The organism is Nocardioides zeae (assembly GCF_030818655.1).
Classification (GTDB): Bacteria; Actinomycetota; Actinomycetes; order Propionibacteriales; family Nocardioidaceae; genus Nocardioides; species Nocardioides zeae_A.
Genome location: NZ_JAUTAN010000001.1, coordinates 985192 through 1001992, shown reverse-complemented (window position 1 = coordinate 1001992; position 16801 = coordinate 985192). Strand labels below are relative to the sequence as shown.

At 73.1% G+C, this 16801-nt stretch carries 15 protein-coding genes and 2 pseudogenes; 2 read left to right on the top strand and 15 right to left on the bottom strand.

Features of this window, described 5'->3' with window-relative positions; translation table 11 throughout:
* Window positions 1-28 precede the first annotated feature (28 nt).
* From hisH to hisD, 4 genes are read right to left on the bottom strand one after another with little or no spacing between them, the layout of a single operon-like run.
* Window positions 29-688 carry an imidazole glycerol phosphate synthase subunit HisH gene (gene hisH / locus QE405_RS04740; protein ID WP_307199060.1) on the bottom strand — a complete coding sequence of 220 codons (660 nt, stop codon included), beginning with the start codon at window positions 686-688 and terminating at the stop codon, window positions 29-31.
* Entirely contained in the window at window positions 685-1299 is a 615-nt protein-coding gene (gene hisB / locus QE405_RS04735; protein ID WP_307199059.1) for an imidazoleglycerol-phosphate dehydratase HisB, read from the bottom strand. Before hisB ends, hisH begins: the two co-directional genes overlap by 4 nt.
* Window positions 1296-2447: a histidinol-phosphate transaminase gene (locus QE405_RS04730; protein ID WP_307199058.1), complete on the bottom strand. Its 1152-nt coding sequence runs from the start codon at window positions 2445-2447 to the stop codon at window positions 1296-1298. Before QE405_RS04730 ends, hisB begins: the two co-directional genes overlap by 4 nt.
* Window positions 2444-3742 carry a histidinol dehydrogenase gene (hisD, locus tag QE405_RS04725; protein ID WP_307205557.1) on the bottom strand — a complete coding sequence of 433 codons (1299 nt, stop codon included), beginning with the start codon at window positions 3740-3742 and terminating at the stop codon, window positions 2444-2446. Before hisD ends, QE405_RS04730 begins: the two co-directional genes overlap by 4 nt.
* Before the next feature lie 102 nt (window positions 3743-3844).
* Here hisD and QE405_RS04720 point away from each other — a divergent pair, with 102 nt between their 5' ends.
* Complete coding sequence (locus tag QE405_RS04720; protein WP_307199057.1) at window positions 3845-4552, top strand: LON peptidase substrate-binding domain-containing protein; 708 nt, start codon at window positions 3845-3847, stop codon at window positions 4550-4552.
* A 33-nt stretch (window positions 4553-4585) separates the two neighbouring features.
* A pseudogene (gene ybaK / locus QE405_RS04715) lies at window positions 4586-5084 on the top strand (Cys-tRNA(Pro) deacylase).
* A 24-nt stretch (window positions 5085-5108) separates the two neighbouring features.
* Here ybaK and QE405_RS04710 read toward each other — a convergent pair.
* From QE405_RS04710 to QE405_RS04660, 11 genes and pseudogenes are all read right to left on the bottom strand, one after another.
* Window positions 5109-6893 (bottom strand): DUF3352 domain-containing protein, encoded by a 1785-nt coding sequence (locus tag QE405_RS04710; protein ID WP_307199056.1) that lies wholly within the window; start codon window positions 6891-6893, stop codon window positions 5109-5111.
* 78 nt (window positions 6894-6971) lie between these two features.
* Window positions 6972-7586 carry a hypothetical protein gene (locus QE405_RS04705; RefSeq protein WP_307199055.1) on the bottom strand — a complete coding sequence of 205 codons (615 nt, stop codon included), beginning with the start codon at window positions 7584-7586 and terminating at the stop codon, window positions 6972-6974.
* Window positions 7579-11158: pseudogene (dnaE, locus tag QE405_RS04700) on the bottom strand (DNA polymerase III subunit alpha). The gene QE405_RS04705 and the pseudogene dnaE overlap by 8 nt, the downstream one beginning before the upstream one ends.
* Before the next feature lie 150 nt (window positions 11159-11308).
* On the bottom strand, window positions 11309-12202 hold the full coding sequence (locus QE405_RS04695; RefSeq protein ID WP_307205553.1) for an RluA family pseudouridine synthase: 894 nt from the start codon (window positions 12200-12202) through the stop codon (window positions 11309-11311).
* Between the two features lie 35 nt (window positions 12203-12237).
* Window positions 12238-12744 (bottom strand): signal peptidase II, encoded by a 507-nt coding sequence (locus tag QE405_RS04690; protein ID WP_307199054.1) that lies wholly within the window; start codon window positions 12742-12744, stop codon window positions 12238-12240.
* A gap of 92 nt (window positions 12745-12836) precedes the next feature.
* The gene (locus tag QE405_RS04685; RefSeq protein WP_307199053.1) at window positions 12837-13226 is read right to left on the bottom strand and encodes a TraR/DksA family transcriptional regulator; all 390 of its coding nucleotides are present in this window, start codon (window positions 13224-13226) and stop codon (window positions 12837-12839) included.
* A 322-nt stretch (window positions 13227-13548) separates the two neighbouring features.
* Window positions 13549-14322 carry a DivIVA domain-containing protein gene (locus QE405_RS04680; protein WP_307199052.1) on the bottom strand — a complete coding sequence of 258 codons (774 nt, stop codon included), beginning with the start codon at window positions 14320-14322 and terminating at the stop codon, window positions 13549-13551.
* Window positions 14323-14453: 131 nt separating this feature from the next.
* Window positions 14454-14756 carry a YggT family protein gene (locus QE405_RS04675; RefSeq protein WP_307199051.1) on the bottom strand — a complete coding sequence of 101 codons (303 nt, stop codon included), beginning with the start codon at window positions 14754-14756 and terminating at the stop codon, window positions 14454-14456.
* Window positions 14757-14765: 9 nt separating this feature from the next.
* Window positions 14766-15284 (bottom strand): cell division protein SepF, encoded by a 519-nt coding sequence (locus tag QE405_RS04670; protein WP_307199050.1) that lies wholly within the window; start codon window positions 15282-15284, stop codon window positions 14766-14768.
* Window positions 15285-15341: 57 nt separating this feature from the next.
* Window positions 15342-16061 (bottom strand): YggS family pyridoxal phosphate-dependent enzyme, encoded by a 720-nt coding sequence (locus tag QE405_RS04665; RefSeq protein ID WP_307199049.1) that lies wholly within the window; start codon window positions 16059-16061, stop codon window positions 15342-15344.
* A complete protein-coding gene (locus QE405_RS04660) occupies window positions 16058-16765 on the bottom strand; it encodes a polyphenol oxidase family protein (protein WP_307199048.1) in 708 nt (235 codons plus the stop codon). The genes QE405_RS04665 and QE405_RS04660 overlap by 4 nt, the downstream gene beginning before the upstream one ends.
* Window positions 16766-16801 lie beyond the last annotated feature (36 nt).

Sequence of the window (16801 nt, the reverse complement as noted above, 5' to 3'; positions counted from 1 at the left end):
GTCGATCGGCCGAGCGACGGCCGGGAGGTCAGAGCGTGGCGACCCAGTTGCGCAGCAGGGCCGCGCCGGCGTCGCCCGACTTCTCGGGGTGGAACTGGGTGGCCCACAGGGGACCGTTCTCGACGGCGGCGACGAACCGGTCGCCCCCGTGCTCGGCCCACGTGACGAGGGGCGCGCGGGTGCGGTCGTTGGTCACGAGCTCCCAGCGGCGGGCCGCGTAGGAGTGCACGAAGTAGAACCGCTCCGACTCGACGCCGGCGAACAGCGCCGAGCCCTCCGGCACCTGCACCGTGTTCCAGCCCATGTGCGGCACCACCGGCGCCTCGAGGCGCTCGACCGTGCCCGGCCACTCGTCGCACCCGACGGTCTCGACCCCGTGCTCGATGCCCCGGCCGAAGAGGATCTGCATGCCCACGCAGATGCCCAGGACCGGGCGCCCGCCCGCGAGGCGCCGCCCGATGATCTCGTCGCCCTTCACGGCGCGCAGGCCGGCCATGCACGCGGCGTACGCCCCCACGCCCGGCACCAGCAGGCCGTCGGCGTCGAGCGCCGCCTGCTTGTCGGCGGTCAGCACGACCTCGGCCCCGGCGCGCTCGACGGCGCGCACGGCCGAGCGGAGGTTGCCCGAGCCGTAGTCGAGGACGACGACGGTGGGCCGCTCGCCCTCGGGGCGTGCGGGTGCCGTCACAGCGTGCCCTTGGTCGAGGGCACGCCGGTCTCGCGCGGGTCGAGCGCGACCGCGTCGCGGAAGGCCCGGGCGAACGCCTTGAACTGCGTCTCGACGATGTGGTGCGGCTCCCGGCCGGCCAGCACGCGCACGTGGAGCGCCAGGTGGCCGTGGAAGGCGATGGTCTCGAAGACGTGCTTGGTCAGCGAGCCGAGGTAGGACACGCCCGAGCCGCCCAGCTGCACGTACTGCTGCCCCTCCGGCTCCCCGGTGTGCACGCAGTAGGGCCGCCCGGAGATGTCGACGACGGCCTGCACGAGCGCCTCGTCGAGCGGCACGGTCGCGTCGCCGAAGCGCCGCGTGCCCTTCTTGTCCCCGAGCGCCTCCCGGATCGCCTGCCCCAGCACGATCGCCGAGTCCTCCACCGTGTGGTGGGCGTCGATCCAGGTGTCGCCCTCGGCCCGGACCGTGAGGTCGACGAGCGCGTGCCGGGCGAAGGCCGTGAGCATGTGGTCATAGAACCCGACGCCGGTCGAGATGTCGTGCGTGCCCGAGCCGTCGACGTCGATCTCGACGAGGATCTTCGACTCGCTCGTGGTGCGCTCGAGGCGTGCGGTGCGGGGGGTGCTCACTGGTTCTCCTTGGTGACGATCGTGAGGGCGTCGCGGAAGGCCGCCATCTCGGCCGGGGTGCCGACCGAGACGCGCAGCCAGCCGTCGGGGCCGGTCTCGCGGATGAGGACGCCGTGGTCGAGCAGGCCACGCCACACGGCGTGCCGGTCGGCGAACCGGCCGAAGAGCACGAAGTTGGCGTCGGACTCCGCCACGTCGTGGCCCTGCTCCCGCAGCCAGTCGACGAGCAGGTCGCGCTCGCCACGGAGCGCGTCGACCTGGCCGAGCAGCTCGTCGGTGTGGCGCAGGGCGGCGAGCGCCGTGGCCTGCGTGGTCGCCGACAGGTGGTAGGGCAGCCGTACGACGCGGATCGCGTCGGTCACGGCCGGGGCGGCGGCCAGGTAGCCCAGCCGCAGCCCGGCACCGGCGAACGCCTTGCTCATGGTGCGCGACACGACGAGGTTGCGGTGGGTCGGCAGCAGCTCGATGGCGCTCGGGGTGCCGGCGCGCCGGAACTCGCCGTACGCCTCGTCGACCACCACGAGACCGCCGCGACCGTCGTTGCCGTGCTCGGCCGCGGCGGCGCACAGGGCGTCGACCGCGGCGGGCGGCAGCGCCGTGCCCGTCGGGTTGTTGGGGCTCGGCAGGAGCACGACGCTGGGCCGGTGCTCCGCGATGAGCCCCGTCGCCGCGTCGAGGTCGAGCGCGAAGTCCTCGCGGCGGCGCCCGGCCACCCACGCGGTGTTGCTGTCGCGCGCGTACTCCGGGTACATCGAGTAGGTCGGCGCGAAGCTCAGCGCCGTGCGTCCCGGTCCGCCGAAGGCCTGCAGGAGCTGCAGCATCACCTCGTTGGAGCCGTTCGCGGCCCACACCTGCTCGGGCGTGATCGGCGCCTGGCCGGCCGCCACGTCCCGGGAGAGGTACGCCGCGAGCGCGGTCCGCAACGCCACGAACTCCCGGTCGGGGTAGCGGTTGAGCGTGCGCGCCGCCTCCGCCACCGCCTCGGCGATGTCGGCGACGCAGGCCTCGGACGGGCCGTACGGGTTCTCGTTGACGTTGAGCTGCACCGGCACGTCGAGCTGGGGCGCGCCGTACGGGGCGATGCCCGCGAGCTCCTCGCGGAGCGGGAGCCAGCTCGTGTCGTCGGCCGCCGTGTCCCCCGCGGTCACGAGAACCGCACCTTCACCGCGGCGCCGTGACCGGGCAGGTCCTCGGCCTCGGCGAGGGTGACGACGTGGTCGGCGACGTCGTCGAGACCCTGGCGGTCGTACTCGACCACGTGCACCGACTTGGTGAACGCGCGCACCGACAGGCCCGAGGAGTGGCAGGCACAGCCGCCCGTGGGCAGCACGTGGTTGGACCCGGCGCAGTAGTCGCCGAGGCTCACCGGGGCGAAGCCGCCGACGAAGATCGCGCCCGCGTTGCGCACGCGCGCCGCCCACGCCGCCGCGTCCACGGTCTGGATCTCGAGGTGCTCCGCCGCGTAGGCGTCCACCACGGCGACACCCTGCTCGAGGTCGTCGACCAGCACGACGCCGGACTGCTCCCCCGTCAGCGCCGTGCGGATCCGCTCGGTGTGCTTCGTGGCCCCGATCTGCCTCTCCAGCTCGGCCTCCACGTCGTCGGCCAGCGTCGTGCTCGGCGTGACGAGCACCGCCGCGGCCAGCGGGTCGTGCTCCGCCTGGCTGATGAGGTCGGCGGCGACGAACGCCGGGTCCGCCGAGTCGTCGGCCAGGATGGCGATCTCCGTGGGGCCCGCCTCGGAGTCGATGCCGACGAGGCCCTTGAGCAGGCGCTTCGCCGTCACGACGTAGATGTTGCCCGGCCCCGTCACCAGGTCGACCTTGCGGCACGGGCCCGTGCCGTAGGCGAACATGGCGACCGCCTGGGCCCCGCCCACCGCGTACACCTCGTCGACGCCCAGCAGCGCGCAGGCCGCGAGGATCGTCGGGTGCACCGAGCCGCCGAACTCCTTCTGCGGCGGGCTGGCCAGCGCGATGGAGCCGACGCCCGCGACCTGCGCCGGCACGACGTTCATGAGCACGCTCGAGACCAGCGGCGCGAGGCCGCCGGGCACGTAGAGGCCGACCCGGTCGACCGCGACCTTGCGGTGGGTCACCCGCGCTCCGGGGCCGAGGTCGGTGACGACGTCGGCCTCCAGCTCCGCGGCGGACGTCTTCCGCAGCCGCGCGATCGACTCGTCGAGCCCCGCGCGGATGGCCGGGTCGAGCTCGGCGAGCGCGCGCTGCGTCGCACCCTCCGGCACGCGGATGTCGTCGAGCTCCACGCCGTCGAACCGGGCACCCAGCTCGAGGATGGCCTCGACGCCGCGCTCGCGCACCGCCTCCGTGATCGCATGCACCGCCGGCACGGCCGCCTCGACGTCGAAGTCGGCGCGCGGCACCACGGCCCGGTAGTCGAGGGAACCGGGGGTCGCTCCACGCAGGTCGATGCGGCGCAGCAGCGCGCCGGATGCGGATGAGGACATGGCCCCGATTCTAGGCCGCGGGGCCCGTCGGAGCCGCACCGCGGCCTCCGGGTGGGACGCATCACCTAGGGTCGGGACGTGACCGAGAGCGCAGGCGGGGCCGGCGGGGCCGAGGGCGACGCCACCGAACGCCTGCCCATGTTCCCCCTCGGGTCCGTCCTCTTCCCGGGCCTGACGGTGCCGCTGCGCGTCTTCGAGGACCGGTACGTCGCGCTCGTCCGCCACCTCGAGACGATCCCCGACCCGGCGCAGCGCCTCTTCGGCTCGGTCGCGATCCGCGACGGCTACGAGGTCGGCAGCCGGGGCAACCAGTCGCTGCACCGCGTCGGGTGCCGCCTGCAGCTGACCGAGGTCGAGGACTCCGGCGACGGGACCTACGAGGTCGTCGCCGTCTGCCGCGACCGGATCCGGCTCGACGCCCTCGACGTCTCCGGGCCCTTCCCCGTCGGGGACGTCGCGGTGCTGCCCGAACGGCTGGCGCCGCCCACGGAGGGCGCCGTCGAGCACACCGGGGCCTTGTTCGCGGCGTACCAGGCGGTCATCGCCGACCTCGGCGGCACGGTGGTGGAGGGCTCGCTGCCCGCCGACCCCGTCTACCGCTCCTGGGCGATGTCGGCCGTCGCGCCGCTCCCCCTGTCCGACCGCCAGCGGCTGCTGGAGACGTCCGACCCGGAGGAGCGCTACGCGCTGCTGGCCGAGATGTTCTCGTCCGAGCTGCGGGCGATCAACGTGATCCCCTCCCTGCCCGCCACCCACCTCAACCGCACCGGCTGGTCCCCCAACTAGTCGACCGCCGCCTCCGGGCCTACGCTCGGGCCCGTGGCCAGGAAGCGCGGCACCGGGAGCGGTGGCACCCCCGCAACCGCCGCGCTCACCGCGGCGGGCACGTGGTTCGAGCTGCACCCCTACGAGCACGACCCCCGCGCGCAGTCCTACGGCGACGAGGCCGCCACGGCGCTCGGCGTCGACCCGTCCCGCGTGCTCAAGACGATCGTCGTCGACGCCGACGGCGAGCTCTGCGTCGGCGTCGTGCCGGTCGCGGGCACGCTCGACCTCAAGGCGGTCGCCGCCGCGCTCGGAGCCCGCAGGGCACGGCTCGCCGAGGTGGCGGCCGCCGAGCGGACCACCGGGTACGTCGTCGGCGGCATCTCCCCCGTGGGGCAGAAGCGCGCGCTGCGGACGGTCGTCGACGCCTCCGGCCCTCGACCACGCCACCGTGCTCGTCTCCGGGGGCCGCCGCGGGCTCGACATCGAGCTGCGACCGGCCGACCTCGTCGCGGCGACCGGCGCAGTGGTCGCGCCGGTCGCGCGCGACTGAGGCGCCCGGCCGCTGCCGGCCGCGTCAGTCCGTCGTCGTCACCCGCAGGAGCGTGTGGGCGACGTCGCCGTCGACCCGCACCGACAGGCCCAGCGCGGCCAGCGGCTCCACGTTGTCGGCGAGCTCGTCGTCGCCGTCCTCACGCAGCAGGTCGGCCAGCCACCCGCCGTCCGCGGTGACGTCGACGAACAGCAGGGCGTGCACGTCGTCGGTCTCCGGCACCACGTCGCGGAAGAGGTCGGAGCCGTCCAGGCCCCCGGACGTCGCGAGGTCGTCGGCGTAGCCCGAGGAGGGGCTCCCCACCGTCGTGCCGTCCTCGCCCTCGGTCACGTTGAGGTCGAGGTCGCTCGGCGCGTCCGTGGCGTCGAGGAGCTCGTCCACCAGGTCGGCGATGGCGTCCGCGTCACCGGAGCGCACGGTCGCACCGACCTCGGCGCCCTCGATGTCGCCGTCCTCGAGCGCGTCGAGGTCGACGCCCCCGCCGACGGACAGCGCGACGCCCTGCCCGAGCAGCGTCTCGACGTCCTCCGGCAGGCTCCAACCGGTCTCGTCCTCGAGGTCGGCGACCGCGTCGTCGATCTCGCTCCGGTCGACGCCGCTCGCCTCGACCTGGTCGAGCAGCGCGTCGTACCACCCGTCCGCCAGGCCCACCGCCGCCACCGCCGCCGTGTCCGCGGGCAGGTCGCCCGCCAGCTCGCCGGCCGTGCCGTCGGTCAGCCGCGGCGCGTCGCCGTCCGTCGTGGCCTGCGTCGCCGTCTCGAGCTCGAGCCCGCCGTCGGCGAAGCGGAGCGTCAGCGCCGCACCCTGGAAGTCCTCCGCGCTCTCGAGGGCCTCGTCCTCGTACGCCGCGTCGATGACCCCGTCGTCGACGAGGCCCTGGACGACGCGCGTGGCGCTCTCGGGCGCCGCGTAGGCGCTGAGGATGCCGGCATCGCCGGCCTCGTCGATCCACCGCTGGTAGGTGTCGTCGGACGTCAGCGGGTCGTCGGCCGCGTCCGCCAGCACGTCCTCGGCCAGGTCGTCGGAGTCGGTGACGACCATCCAGCCGCCGTCGATCGCCCAGCCGAGCTCGTCGCCCGCGCCCGAGCAGTCGGCGAGGTCGTCCATCGCCGCCTCCGCGCCGTCGGCGTCGTCGACCTGCACCACGACGACGACGTCGCCGCCGAGCTCCGGCACCTGCGGCCGGTCCCCGCTCGCCGGCACGACGGCGACGCCGAAGCGGTCGCCCAGCCAGGGCGCCACGTCGTCGTCGAAGTCGAGGTCGTCGCAGGGCGAGCCGCCGATGATGCCGTCGAAGATCTCCCGGCGGACGTCGTCGTCCCGGTCGAGGCCGACCTCCTGGTCGAACGCCGGGAACTTCTCGAGGAAGTCGAGCGCCGCGAGCTTCTGCTGACCGCTCGGGTCGAGGTCGAGCCCGACGTAGAACAACGTGTCCGCCGGCAACGCCTCGGCCGCCTGCGGGCCGGTCGCGAAGTACGCCTGCCACGCCCAGACGCCCCCACCGATCAGCGACAGGCCGAGCACGCCCGCGACGCCGCCGGCGATCCACCGGCCGCGGCGACGCGGCGCCGGGTGCTGGCCCGGGTGCTGGCCCGGGTGCTGTCTAGGGTGCTGTCCGGGGTGCTGGCCGTACTCCCCCGGACCGATCCACGGCGGGGGCGGCGGGCCCTGCGGGTAGCCGGGCCGCTGGGGATAGCCCGGCTGCTGCGGGTAGCCCTGCTGCGGGTGCGGGGGCCAGCCCGACGGGCTCGACGGCTGCGTCGGTCCGTCCTCGGGTCGGCCGGTGCCGTCCGGTGGCTGCGTGCTCATCGTGCTTCCCCCTCGTCGCCGTGCGGTCGCGACCCCGGTCAGCCACGACGCACGGGGCCTACCCCTGCTGGGGTCGCTCTACGCGTGGACCCGTCGGCCCGCGTCCATGGGGTCCGTGGGGTCCCTCGGGCCCGTGGGCTCCTCGGCGACCGCCCGGTCGCTGCTCCTCCCCAGGAGGAGGAACGCCAGCGCCAGGATCGTCACCGCACCGGCGGGCATCGCGGCGTAGGGCCCCCAGCCCTCGACGACCAGCTCGTAGGGGACCCTCGTGCCGTCGGCGCTGCGGGCCGCGACCGTCGCCGGGTCCTCCGGACCGAGCAGGTGACCGAGCCAGGCCAGCACGACGCCGCCCACGGCGGCCGCGACGACGGCGCCCACCAGGCCCATCCACGGACGGTCGCGGTGCCACCAGGCGGCGACGGCGCCGACCACGCCACCGGCGGCCCCGGCCACCACGAGGTAGGCCGCCGTGCCCGTGATCGTGCCCTCGATGCTCGTCACCCGCGGGTAGAACTCGCCTCCGGACGCGACACCCGACCCCGGGTGCCACCACCAGACCCACAGCAGGGCGCCGACGACGCCCACCTGCACCCCGACGTGCACGAGCCGCAGGACCCCCACCGCGTCGGCGCGCAGCCCCACGGTCCGGCCGGCCCGGTGGTCGGCCGGGCGCGCGGCCCCGTGCTCAGCCACGGGAGTCGGCGACCGCGAGGCAGCCCGGCCCCAGCAGCTGCTTGAGGTCGGCGAAGAGCTCCGGGCTCGGGGTCACCCGCAGGCGGTCGTCGATCCGCAGCAGGGTCGTCGTGCCCCGCGTCAGCAGGCGCAGGTGCACCTCCGTCATCCCGGGGTGGTCGCCCAGCACGCTCTTGAGCTGCGCCACGACCGGGGCCGTGCACCGCGTCGAGGGCATCGAGACGACCACGGGACCGCTCGGGCCGTCGCTCAGGTCGGGGACGCTGACCTCCTGCCCGCGGATCTCCGGCTGCTCCTTGTCGCGCGACAGCGTGCCCGTGACGCGGATGATCGAGTCGGGGGCGAGGTGCTGCGCCACGAGCTGGTAGGAGCTCGGGAAGAACAGCACCTCGATGCCGCCCTCCAGGTCCTCCAGCGTGATCGTGGCCCAGGCGTCGCCCTTCTTCGTGATCTTGCGCTGCACGGACGTCACCAGCCCGCTCACCGTCACGCGGGAGCCGTGGGACCGGTCCTCCCCGAGCAGCAGCTGCCCCACCGTCGTGTCGGTGCCCTGCGCGAGCACGTGCTCGAGACCCATCAGCGGGTGGTCGGAGACGTAGAGGCCGAGCATGTCGCGCTCGTGGGCCAGCAGCGTCATCTTGTCCCACTCGTCGATGTCCGGCAGCGTCACCGTCACGCCGAAGGCGCCGCCGTCGCTGTCGGCGTCGTCCAGCCCCCCGAACAGCGAGTCCTGGCCGATGGCCTCGTTCTTCTTGATGTCGACGTACTGGTCCACCGCCATCTCGTGGACCGCCACGAGGGCCCGACGACGGTGCTTCATGTCGTCGAAGGCGCCGGCCTTGATGAGGGACTCGATGACGCGCTTGTTGCACGCCTGCAGCGGCACCTTCGACATGAAGTCGTTGAAGTCCGTGTACCGCCCCTTCTCCTCCCGCGCCCGCACGACCTGCTCGACGACGTTGGCGCCGACGTTGCGCACCGCGGTGAGACCGAAGCGCACGTCGGTGCCGACCGGGGTGAAGTTGTGGGACGACTCGTTGACGTCGGGCGGCAGCACCTGGATCTTCATGCGGCGGCACTCGTTGAGGTAGATGGCCGACTTGTCCTTGTCGTCCTTCACCGAGGTGAGCAGCGCGGCCATGTACTCCGCCGGGTAGTTCGCCTTGAGGTACGCCGTCCAGTAGGACACCACGCCGTACGCCGCCGAGTGCGCCTTGTTGAAGGCGTAGTCGGAGAAGGGGAGCAGGATCTCCCACAGCGCGGTGATCGCCGCCTGCGAGTAGCCCCGCTCGAGCATGCCGCCCTGGAACCCGGCGTACTGCTTGTCGAGCTCCTCCTTCTTCTTCTTGCCCATGGCGCGACGGAGGTTGTCGGCCTGTCCCAGGCTGAAGCCGGCCAGCACCTGGGCGATCTCCATGACCTGCTCCTGGTAGACGATCAGGCCGTAGGTCTCGCCCAGCACCGACTCGAGGGGCTTCTCGAGCTCGGGGTGGATCGGCTCGATCGGCTCCCGGCCGTTCTTGCGCCGCGCGTACTTGTTGTGGGAGTCCGCGCCCATCGGGCCCGGGCGGTAGAGCGCGCCGACCGCGGAGATGTCGGCGAACTTGTCGGGACGCATGCTGCGCAGCAGCGACCGCATCGGGCCGCCGTCGAGCTGGAACACACCCAACGTGTCGCCGCGGGAGAGCAGGTCGTAGGTCGCCGGGTCGTCGAAGGTCAGCTCCTCCAGCACGACCTTCTCGCCGCGGTTCATCTCGATGTTGCGCACCGCGTCGTCGAGGACGGTGAGGTTGCGCAGACCGAGGAAGTCCATCTTGACCAGCCCGAGCGACTCGCACATCGGGTAGTCGAACTGCGTGATGATCGCGCCGTCCTGCTCGCGCTTCATGATCGGCACGACGTCGATCAGCGGCGCGCTCGACATGATGACGCCGGCCGCGTGCACGCCCCACTGGCGGATCTGGCCCTCGAGGCCGACCGCCGTCTCGTAGATCGTGCGCACGTCGTGGTCGGAGGCGTGCAGCTCGCGGAACTCGCCACCGTCGTTGTAGCGCTTGTGGCCCTCGTTGAAGAGCTCCTTGAGCGGCACGCCCTTGCCCATGATGTCGGCGGGCAGCGCCTTGGTGATCTTGTCGCTGACGGCGAAGCCGTAGTCGAGGACGCGGGCCGCGTCCTTGATGGCCTGCTTGGCCTTGATCCGGCCGAACGTCGCGATGTACGCCACGTACTCCGAGCCGTACTTGTTGACGACGTACTGGATGACCTCGGTGCGCCGGCGCTCGTCGAAGTCGATGTCGAAGTCGGGCATCGAGGGGCGCTCGGGGTTGAGGAAGCGCTCGAAGATCAGGCCGTGCTCGAGGGGGCAGAGGTCGGTGATCCGCAGCGCGTACGCCGCGATCGAGCCCGCGCCCGAGCCACGACCCGGTCCGACCCGGATGCCGTTGTCCTTCGACCACTGGATGAAGTCGGCGACCACCAGGAAGTAGCCGCAGTAGCCCTTCGCGGCCACGACGCCGAGCTCCATCTCGACGCGGGCGCGGACCTCGTCCGTGAGCTTGTCGCCGGGGTAGCGCGACTCGATGCCGCGCCACACCTCCTTGCGGAACCAGGAGTCCTCGGTCTCGCCCGCGGGGATGTCGGCGCGCGCCATGTAGCCGCCGGTGGACTCCGTGAACTCCACGGAGCAGCGCTCGGCGATGGCCAGCGTGTTGTCGCAGGCCTCCTTCATGTCGTACTTGTCGACCCAGAGCTCCCGCATCTCGGCGGCCGACTTGATGTAGTAGCCGCCGCCGTCGAACTTCAGCCGGTTGGGGTCGGCCAGCCGGCGGCCCGACGCCACGCAGATGAGCGCGTCCTGCGCGTCCGCGTCCTCGGGGTTGTTGTAGTGCGAGTCGTTGGTCGCCACGGGCGGGGATGCCGAGGTCCTTGCCCAGCCGCAGCAGGTCGTCGCGGACCCGCTTCTCGATGTCGAGCCCGTGGTCCATCAGCTCCAGGTAGAAGTTCTCCTTGCCGAAGATGTCCTGGAACTCGGCGGCCGAGCGCCGCGCCTCCTCGTACTGCCCCAGGCGCAGCCGCGTCTGGACCTCGCCCGACGGGCAGCCCGTGGTCGCGATCAGGCCCTGGCCGTAGGTCTGCAGGAGCTCCCGGTCGGCGCGGGGCTTGTAGTAGTAGCCCTCCAGGCTCGACTTCGAGGACAGCCGGAAGAGGTTGTGCATGCCCTCCGTGCTCTGCGCCCACATCGTCATGTGGGTGTAGGCGCCGCCGCCGGCGACGTCGTCGCCGCTCTCCTCCTTGGTGTCGCCCTTGCCCCACCGCACCCGCCGCCGCTCGCTGCGGTGCGTCTGCGGCGTCAGGTAGGCCTCGATCCCGATGAGCGGGTTGACCCCGTGCTTGCGGGCCTTCGACCAGAAGTCGTAGGCCCCGTGGAGGTTGCCGTGGTCGGTCATCGCGATCGCGGGCATGCCGAGGTCGACGACGCGCGAGAACAGGCCGTCGAGCAGGGACGCCCCGTCGAGCATCGAGTACTCGGTGTGGACGTGCAGGTGGACGAACGAGTCGGATCCGGCGGCCATGAGGGTCAGCGCGCTCCTAGGCGGACGAGGGCGGACGGGGACGAGCGGGAGCCACGGGGAAGGACGTCAGACTACGTGACCACCGACGCCGAGGATGGCACCCTCCGCCGACAGTCCTGACGTGACGACGCCACCCCTGGGGACGAGGCCTCAGTGGGCGTCGCGGACGACCTCGAGGGCGTTCGCGAGGTCGTCGGGGTACGGGGACTCGTACGACACCGGCTCGCCCGTGCCCGGGTGCACGAACCCCAGCCGCACGGCGTGCAGCCACTGGCGCTCCAGGCCGACGCGGCGCGCGAGGGTCGGGTCCGCGCCGTACGTCAGGTCGCCGACGCAGGGGTGCTTGAGGGCCGACATGTGCACGCGGATCTGGTGGGTGCGCCCCGTCTCGAGGTGGATCTCCAGCAGGCTGGCGAACCGGTGCGCCTCGAGCGTCGCGTAGTGCGTGACGCTCGCACGACCGTCCGACATCACGGCGAACTTCCAGTCGGAGCGCGGGTGGCGCCCGATCGGGGCGTCGACCGTGCCCGTGTGCGGGTCGGGGTGGCCCTGCACGAGCGCGTGGTAGACCTTCTCGATCTCGCGCCGCCGGAAGGCGTTCTTGAGGATCGAGTAGGCCGACTCCGACTTGCAGATCACCATGACGCCGGAGGTGCCCACGTCGAGCCGCTGCACGATGCCCTGGCGCTCCGAGGCGCCGGACGTGGCGATGCGGAAGCCGGCACCCGCGAGGTGGCCGACGACCGTCGGACCGCGCCAGCCCGGCGACGGGTGCACCGCGACGCCGACCGGCTTGTCGATCACGACGATGTCGTCGTCGTCGTGGATGATCCCGATCCCCTCGACGATCTCGGGGACGACCGCGAGCGGGTCGACGACCACGGGGATCTCGACCTCGAGCATCGCCCCGGCCCGCACGCGCTCGGACTTGGCGACGGGCGTGCCGTCGAGCACCACGTGCCCCTCGGCGATCAGCTCGGCGGACCGGCTGCGGCTGAAGCCGAACATCCGCGCCATGGCGGCGTCGACCCGCTCGCCGGCCATGCCCTCGGGCACGAGGACGACGCGGCGGTCGCCGCTCACGCGTCGCGCTCCGCGGCCTGCTCCTGCTCCTCGACGCGGCTGCCGTCCACGCGTACGCCGCGGAACGCCTGCACGACGATGAGCACCGCCGCGATGTTGATGCACATGTCGGCGACGTTGAAGATCGGGAAGTTCGGCAGCTCGACCATGTCGACCACGTGGCCGTGGAACGGGCCCGGGTCGCGGAACAACCGGTCGGTCAGGTTGCCGGTGATGCCGGCGAGCAGGATGCCGAGCGCGACCGCCCACAGCGGGCTCCGCAGCCGGACGCTGACGGCGAGCACCGCCACCGTCGCCACGATGGCGACGCAGGAGATCACGACCGTGAAGTCCTCGCCGAGGCTGAACGCCGCGCCGGGGTTGAAGGCGAGCTGCAGGCCGAGCAGGTCCCCGACCAGGTCGACCCGCGGGCGGGAGCCGTCCGCCTCCTGCAGGTGCGTGAGCGCGAGCTGCTTGGTGGTGAGGTCGACCAGGTACGCCGCCAGCGCGACCACCGCGAACACGGGCCACACCCGCCGTCGGGAGCGTCGGACAGCGCCTCCGGAGGGGGCGTCGTCGGGACCGGGACGGCTCTCGTGGTCGCCCGAGCCGGAGCTCAGCGACGTTCCTCGCGCTGCTTGCATGACACGCACAGTGTGGCACGCGGGAAGGCGACCACGCGCATCTTGGGGATGGCCTGGCCGCAGCCCTCGCAGAGCCCCAGCTTGCCGTCGCGGGCCCGGGCCAGCGCCCGTCCGATCTGGGCCAGGGCGTCGCGCTCGCCCGACACGAGGGTCAGCTCGTGGTCGCGCTCGAACGTCGCCGTACCGAGGTCCGCGGCGTCCGGACCGGCACCGTCGCCGCCGTCGCGGAAGAGCCCGGCCAGCTCCCGCTCCTGGGCCGCCACCTGGGAGGCCAGCTCGGACTGCTGGGCCTCCAGCTCGGCGATCACCTGGTCGACCTCCGCCGGCGTCCAGGGCTCCTCGCCCACGACCGCTTCCGCCATCACGAACCCTCTCGTTCGTCGCGGGCGCACCGCCCCCGAGGTGTGGGGACCCTAGCCGTCGGTCGCGGCCCGCTCAAGGAGCTGTCCGGGCAGGAAAACGCGGACAGGCCCCGGGGCCTCCGAAAGAGAACGCGGACCCGAGCCCGCGACACGCCGGTGCTCGCCCCGGGCCGGTCCGCGTTTTCTTGCCCGCCCTCCCCCACCGGTCCGCGTTTTCCGCCGAGGGGCCGCCCACCAGCGGCCCGGCGAACGACTCGGCCGCAGACACGACGACGCCCCGCGACCGGTCGGTCGCGGGGCGTCGTGCGCGCGTGTGCGGGACTCAGGCCTCGTCGTCGCCGAGGATCGAGCGGAGGCGCTTCGGCGCGGCCGCCGACGAGGGCACGTCGGAGACGGGCTGCGACTCCTGCGCACCACCGAGGGCCTCGAGCTGCTGCGTGAAGTAGGTCTTGAGGCGCGACCGGTACTCCCGCTCGAACGACCGGAGCCGGTCGACCTCGCCGTTGAGCTTGTCGCGCTCGCGCTCGAGCTCGCCGAACATCTGCTGGCGGCGCTCGGCCGTCTCGACGTCGAGCATCTCGGAGCGCTTGCGGGCGTCGGCCTCGAGGCGGTCGGACTTGCCCTTGGCCTCGGACTCGAGGCGCTCCGCCTTCGTGCGGGCCTCGCCGATGATCCGGTCGGCCTCGTTCTTGGCGTCGTCGACGAGCTCGTCGGCGTTGCGCGTCGCGATCTCGAGGAGGCGCGCCGCGGCGTTGGACGCCTGCGGCACGGTCTCGACGCGGATCGTCTCGACGCCACCCGCGGGGGCGGCGGCGGGCACGGCCGGAGCGGCCTGCACGACCGGCGCGGGGGCCGGGGTCGGCGCGGCGACCGGAGCGGGCTCCGGCGCCTTCTCGAAGACCGGCGCCGGCGCGGACGAGGCGCTCGACTGGGCCGCCGCGAGCTTCGCGCGGAGGTCCTCGTTCTCCCTCGTCAGGCGGGCGAGCTCGGCCTCCACCTCGTCGAGGAACTGGTCGACCTCACCCATGTCGTAGCCCTCGCGGAGCCGGACAGGAGTGAAGCGCTTGTTGCTCACGTCCTCAGGCGTCAGTGGCATGACCACACCCATTCATCTCGTCGGCTAGCAGAAACAGAGTCAGTTGCATCAGTCAGGTTCGTGAAGTCGCCGCAACACTAGCGCCTCACGCGGCTCTCGGGACCCACGGTACCCGCCGGACCCGTCGGCGCTCACGCCGCGAGCAGGGTCTGCCGGTTGACCTCGAGGAGCAGGAAGCACCCCACCAGCACGATGAGGAAGCTGAGGTCGAGCGAGACGCTGCCCAGGCGCAGCGGCGGGATCACCTTGCGCAGGGCCTTGATCGGCGGGTCCGTCGTCGAGTACACGACCTCGAGGACCACCAGCAGCGGACCGCGGGGCTCCCACGAGCGGGCGAAGACCTGGACCCAGTCCACCACGAACCGGATCCACATCATCGCGATGAAGACGAACAGGACCGCGTGCACGACCTGCCCGATGACGTTGAGTGCCAAGACGACCCGTCAGCTCTGGTTGAAGAAGCCGTTCGTGGCGATCCGCTGCTTCTCCTCGGCGGCGACCGTCACGTTGGGCGGGGACAGGAGGAAGACCTTGCTGGTGACGCGCTCGATGTCGCCGCGCGTGGCGAAGATGAGGCCGGCGGCGAAGTCGACGAGACGCTTGGCGTCGGCGTCGTCCATGTCGCCCAGGTTCATGATGACCGGGACGCCCTCGCGGTAGTTCTCCCCCACCGCGCGCGCCTCGTTGTAGGTGCGCGGGTGGAGCGTCACGATCTTCGACAGCTCGACCGCGGACGGCGCCGGGGCCGGCACGGGCGCGACCTGCACGCGCCGACGCTCGGCCAGGTCGGCGACGGGCGCGGCCGGCTGCGCGACGGGTTCGGGGGTCCGCCGGCGCACGGGGCGCTCCTCGCGCACCTCCTCGCGGTCGTCGGCCCGGTCGTCGAGCTCGTCGTACTCGTCGTACCCGGGGTCCTCGACCAGACCGAGGTACTCACCGATCTTGCGCATGGCGCCGCTCATACTGACTTCCTCAGGTGTTCTGGGTGTCGCCACGGGTGACACCGGTCGATTCGGACATTACTGGACACGAGGCCGCGCCCCGAGGACCGCGCTACCGACACGCACGTGTGTCGCTCCTGCTGCGACGGCCTCCTCGAGGTCGCCGCTCATCCCGGCCGACAGCGTCGTCGCGTCCGGGTGGTCGGCCCGCACGCGGGCGGCGTACGCGGCCAGGCGGTCGAAGGCCGCCGCCGGCTCCTCGCCGAGCGGCGCGACCGCCATCAGCCCCGCGAGGCGGAGGTGCTCCTCGACCGCCACGCGCTCGCACAGCGCCGCCAGGCCCTCGGGCGGGCACCCCGCCCGGTGGTCGGCCCCGGGGTCGTCGAGGCTCACCTGCACGAGGCAGTCGAGCGGCCCCTCGGCGTCGCCCCGGTCGAGCCGCGCGGCCCGGCCGCGGGCCAGCGGCCCGACGACCTTGGGACGGTCGAGCGACTCCACGACGTCGGCGTACGCCGCGACCGCGGCCGCCTTGTTGCTCTGGAGCCCGCCGATGAAGTGCCAGCGCAGGTCCAGGTCGGCGCACTCGGCGGCCTTGGCCTCGGCCTCCTGGTGGCGGTTCTCGCCGACGTCGCGGACCCCGAGGCCGGCGAGGTCGCGCACGTCGGAGGCCGGGAAGAACTTGGTCACGACGACGAGGCCCACGGTGTCCGCGTCGCGCCCGGCCGCCGTCGCCGCGTCGGCGACCCGGCGACGCACCGCGTCGAGACCGGCCGCGAGCTCCGCACGCCGGGCACTCACGCGACCACCTGCACGATCCCGGCCAGCCGGCCGGCGGCCGCACCGTCGCGGCGGTGGGACCACAGGTCGTCGTGCTCCATCGTGCACAGGCCCAGGTGCTCGACCTCGGTGACCCCCGCGTCGGCCAGCTGCACCCGCACGGCGGCACCCAGGTCGAGGGACGGCGTGCCCCAGGCGGTCGTCGCGCCCGCCGCCGGGATCCGCTCGGCGAGCTCGTCCCGCATCGCGGCGGGCACCTCGTAGCAACGACCGCAGACGTGCGGCCCGATCCAGGCACGGACGTCCTGCGCCCCCTCCGCGCGGAGCGCTGCGACGGCGGCCGGCACGACACCGGCCCGCACACCCTCCCGACCCGCGTGGGCGCCACCGACCACGCCCGCGTCGACGTCGGCCAGCAGCACCGGCACGCAGTCGGCGACGCGGACGACGAGCGCGACGCCCGGGGTGGCGGTGACGAGCGCATCGACCCGGGGGGCCGGACCGTCGGGCGTCGTGTCCTCGACCCGCGCCACGTCGGCCCCGTGCACCTGGTGCATGCCCTGGACCCGGCTGGCGCCGAGCGCGCGTCGTACGGACTCGAGGTCCGCCTCGACGTCCCCCACCGCCGCCGGGGGCGTGCCCGGGAGCGCCAGGTTCAGCGGACGCGCGCCCGAGCGGGCCGAGGTGAACGCCACCTCGACCCGCTCGACACGGGTGCGTGCCACGAACACGGGGGTACCTCCGTCGACCTCGCGCACGAC

Bases quoted from the DNA above. Each gene is read 5' to 3' on its own strand.
- QE405_RS04710 (WP_307199056.1), bottom strand. From the start codon at position 6,893: ATGAGCACGCAGCCACCGGACGGCACCGGCCGACCCGAGGACGGACCG.
- QE405_RS04695 (WP_307205553.1), bottom strand. From the start codon at position 12,202: ATGGCCGGCGAGCGGGTCGACGCCGCCATGGCGCGGATGTTCGGCTTC.
- QE405_RS04685 (WP_307199053.1), bottom strand. From the start codon at position 13,226: ATGGCGGAAGCGGTCGTGGGCGAGGAGCCCTGGACGCCGGCGGAGGTC.
- QE405_RS04680 (WP_307199052.1), bottom strand. From the start codon at position 14,322: ATGCCACTGACGCCTGAGGACGTGAGCAACAAGCGCTTCACTCCTGTC.
- QE405_RS04670 (WP_307199050.1), bottom strand. From the start codon at position 15,284: ATGAGCGGCGCCATGCGCAAGATCGGTGAGTACCTCGGTCTGGTCGAG.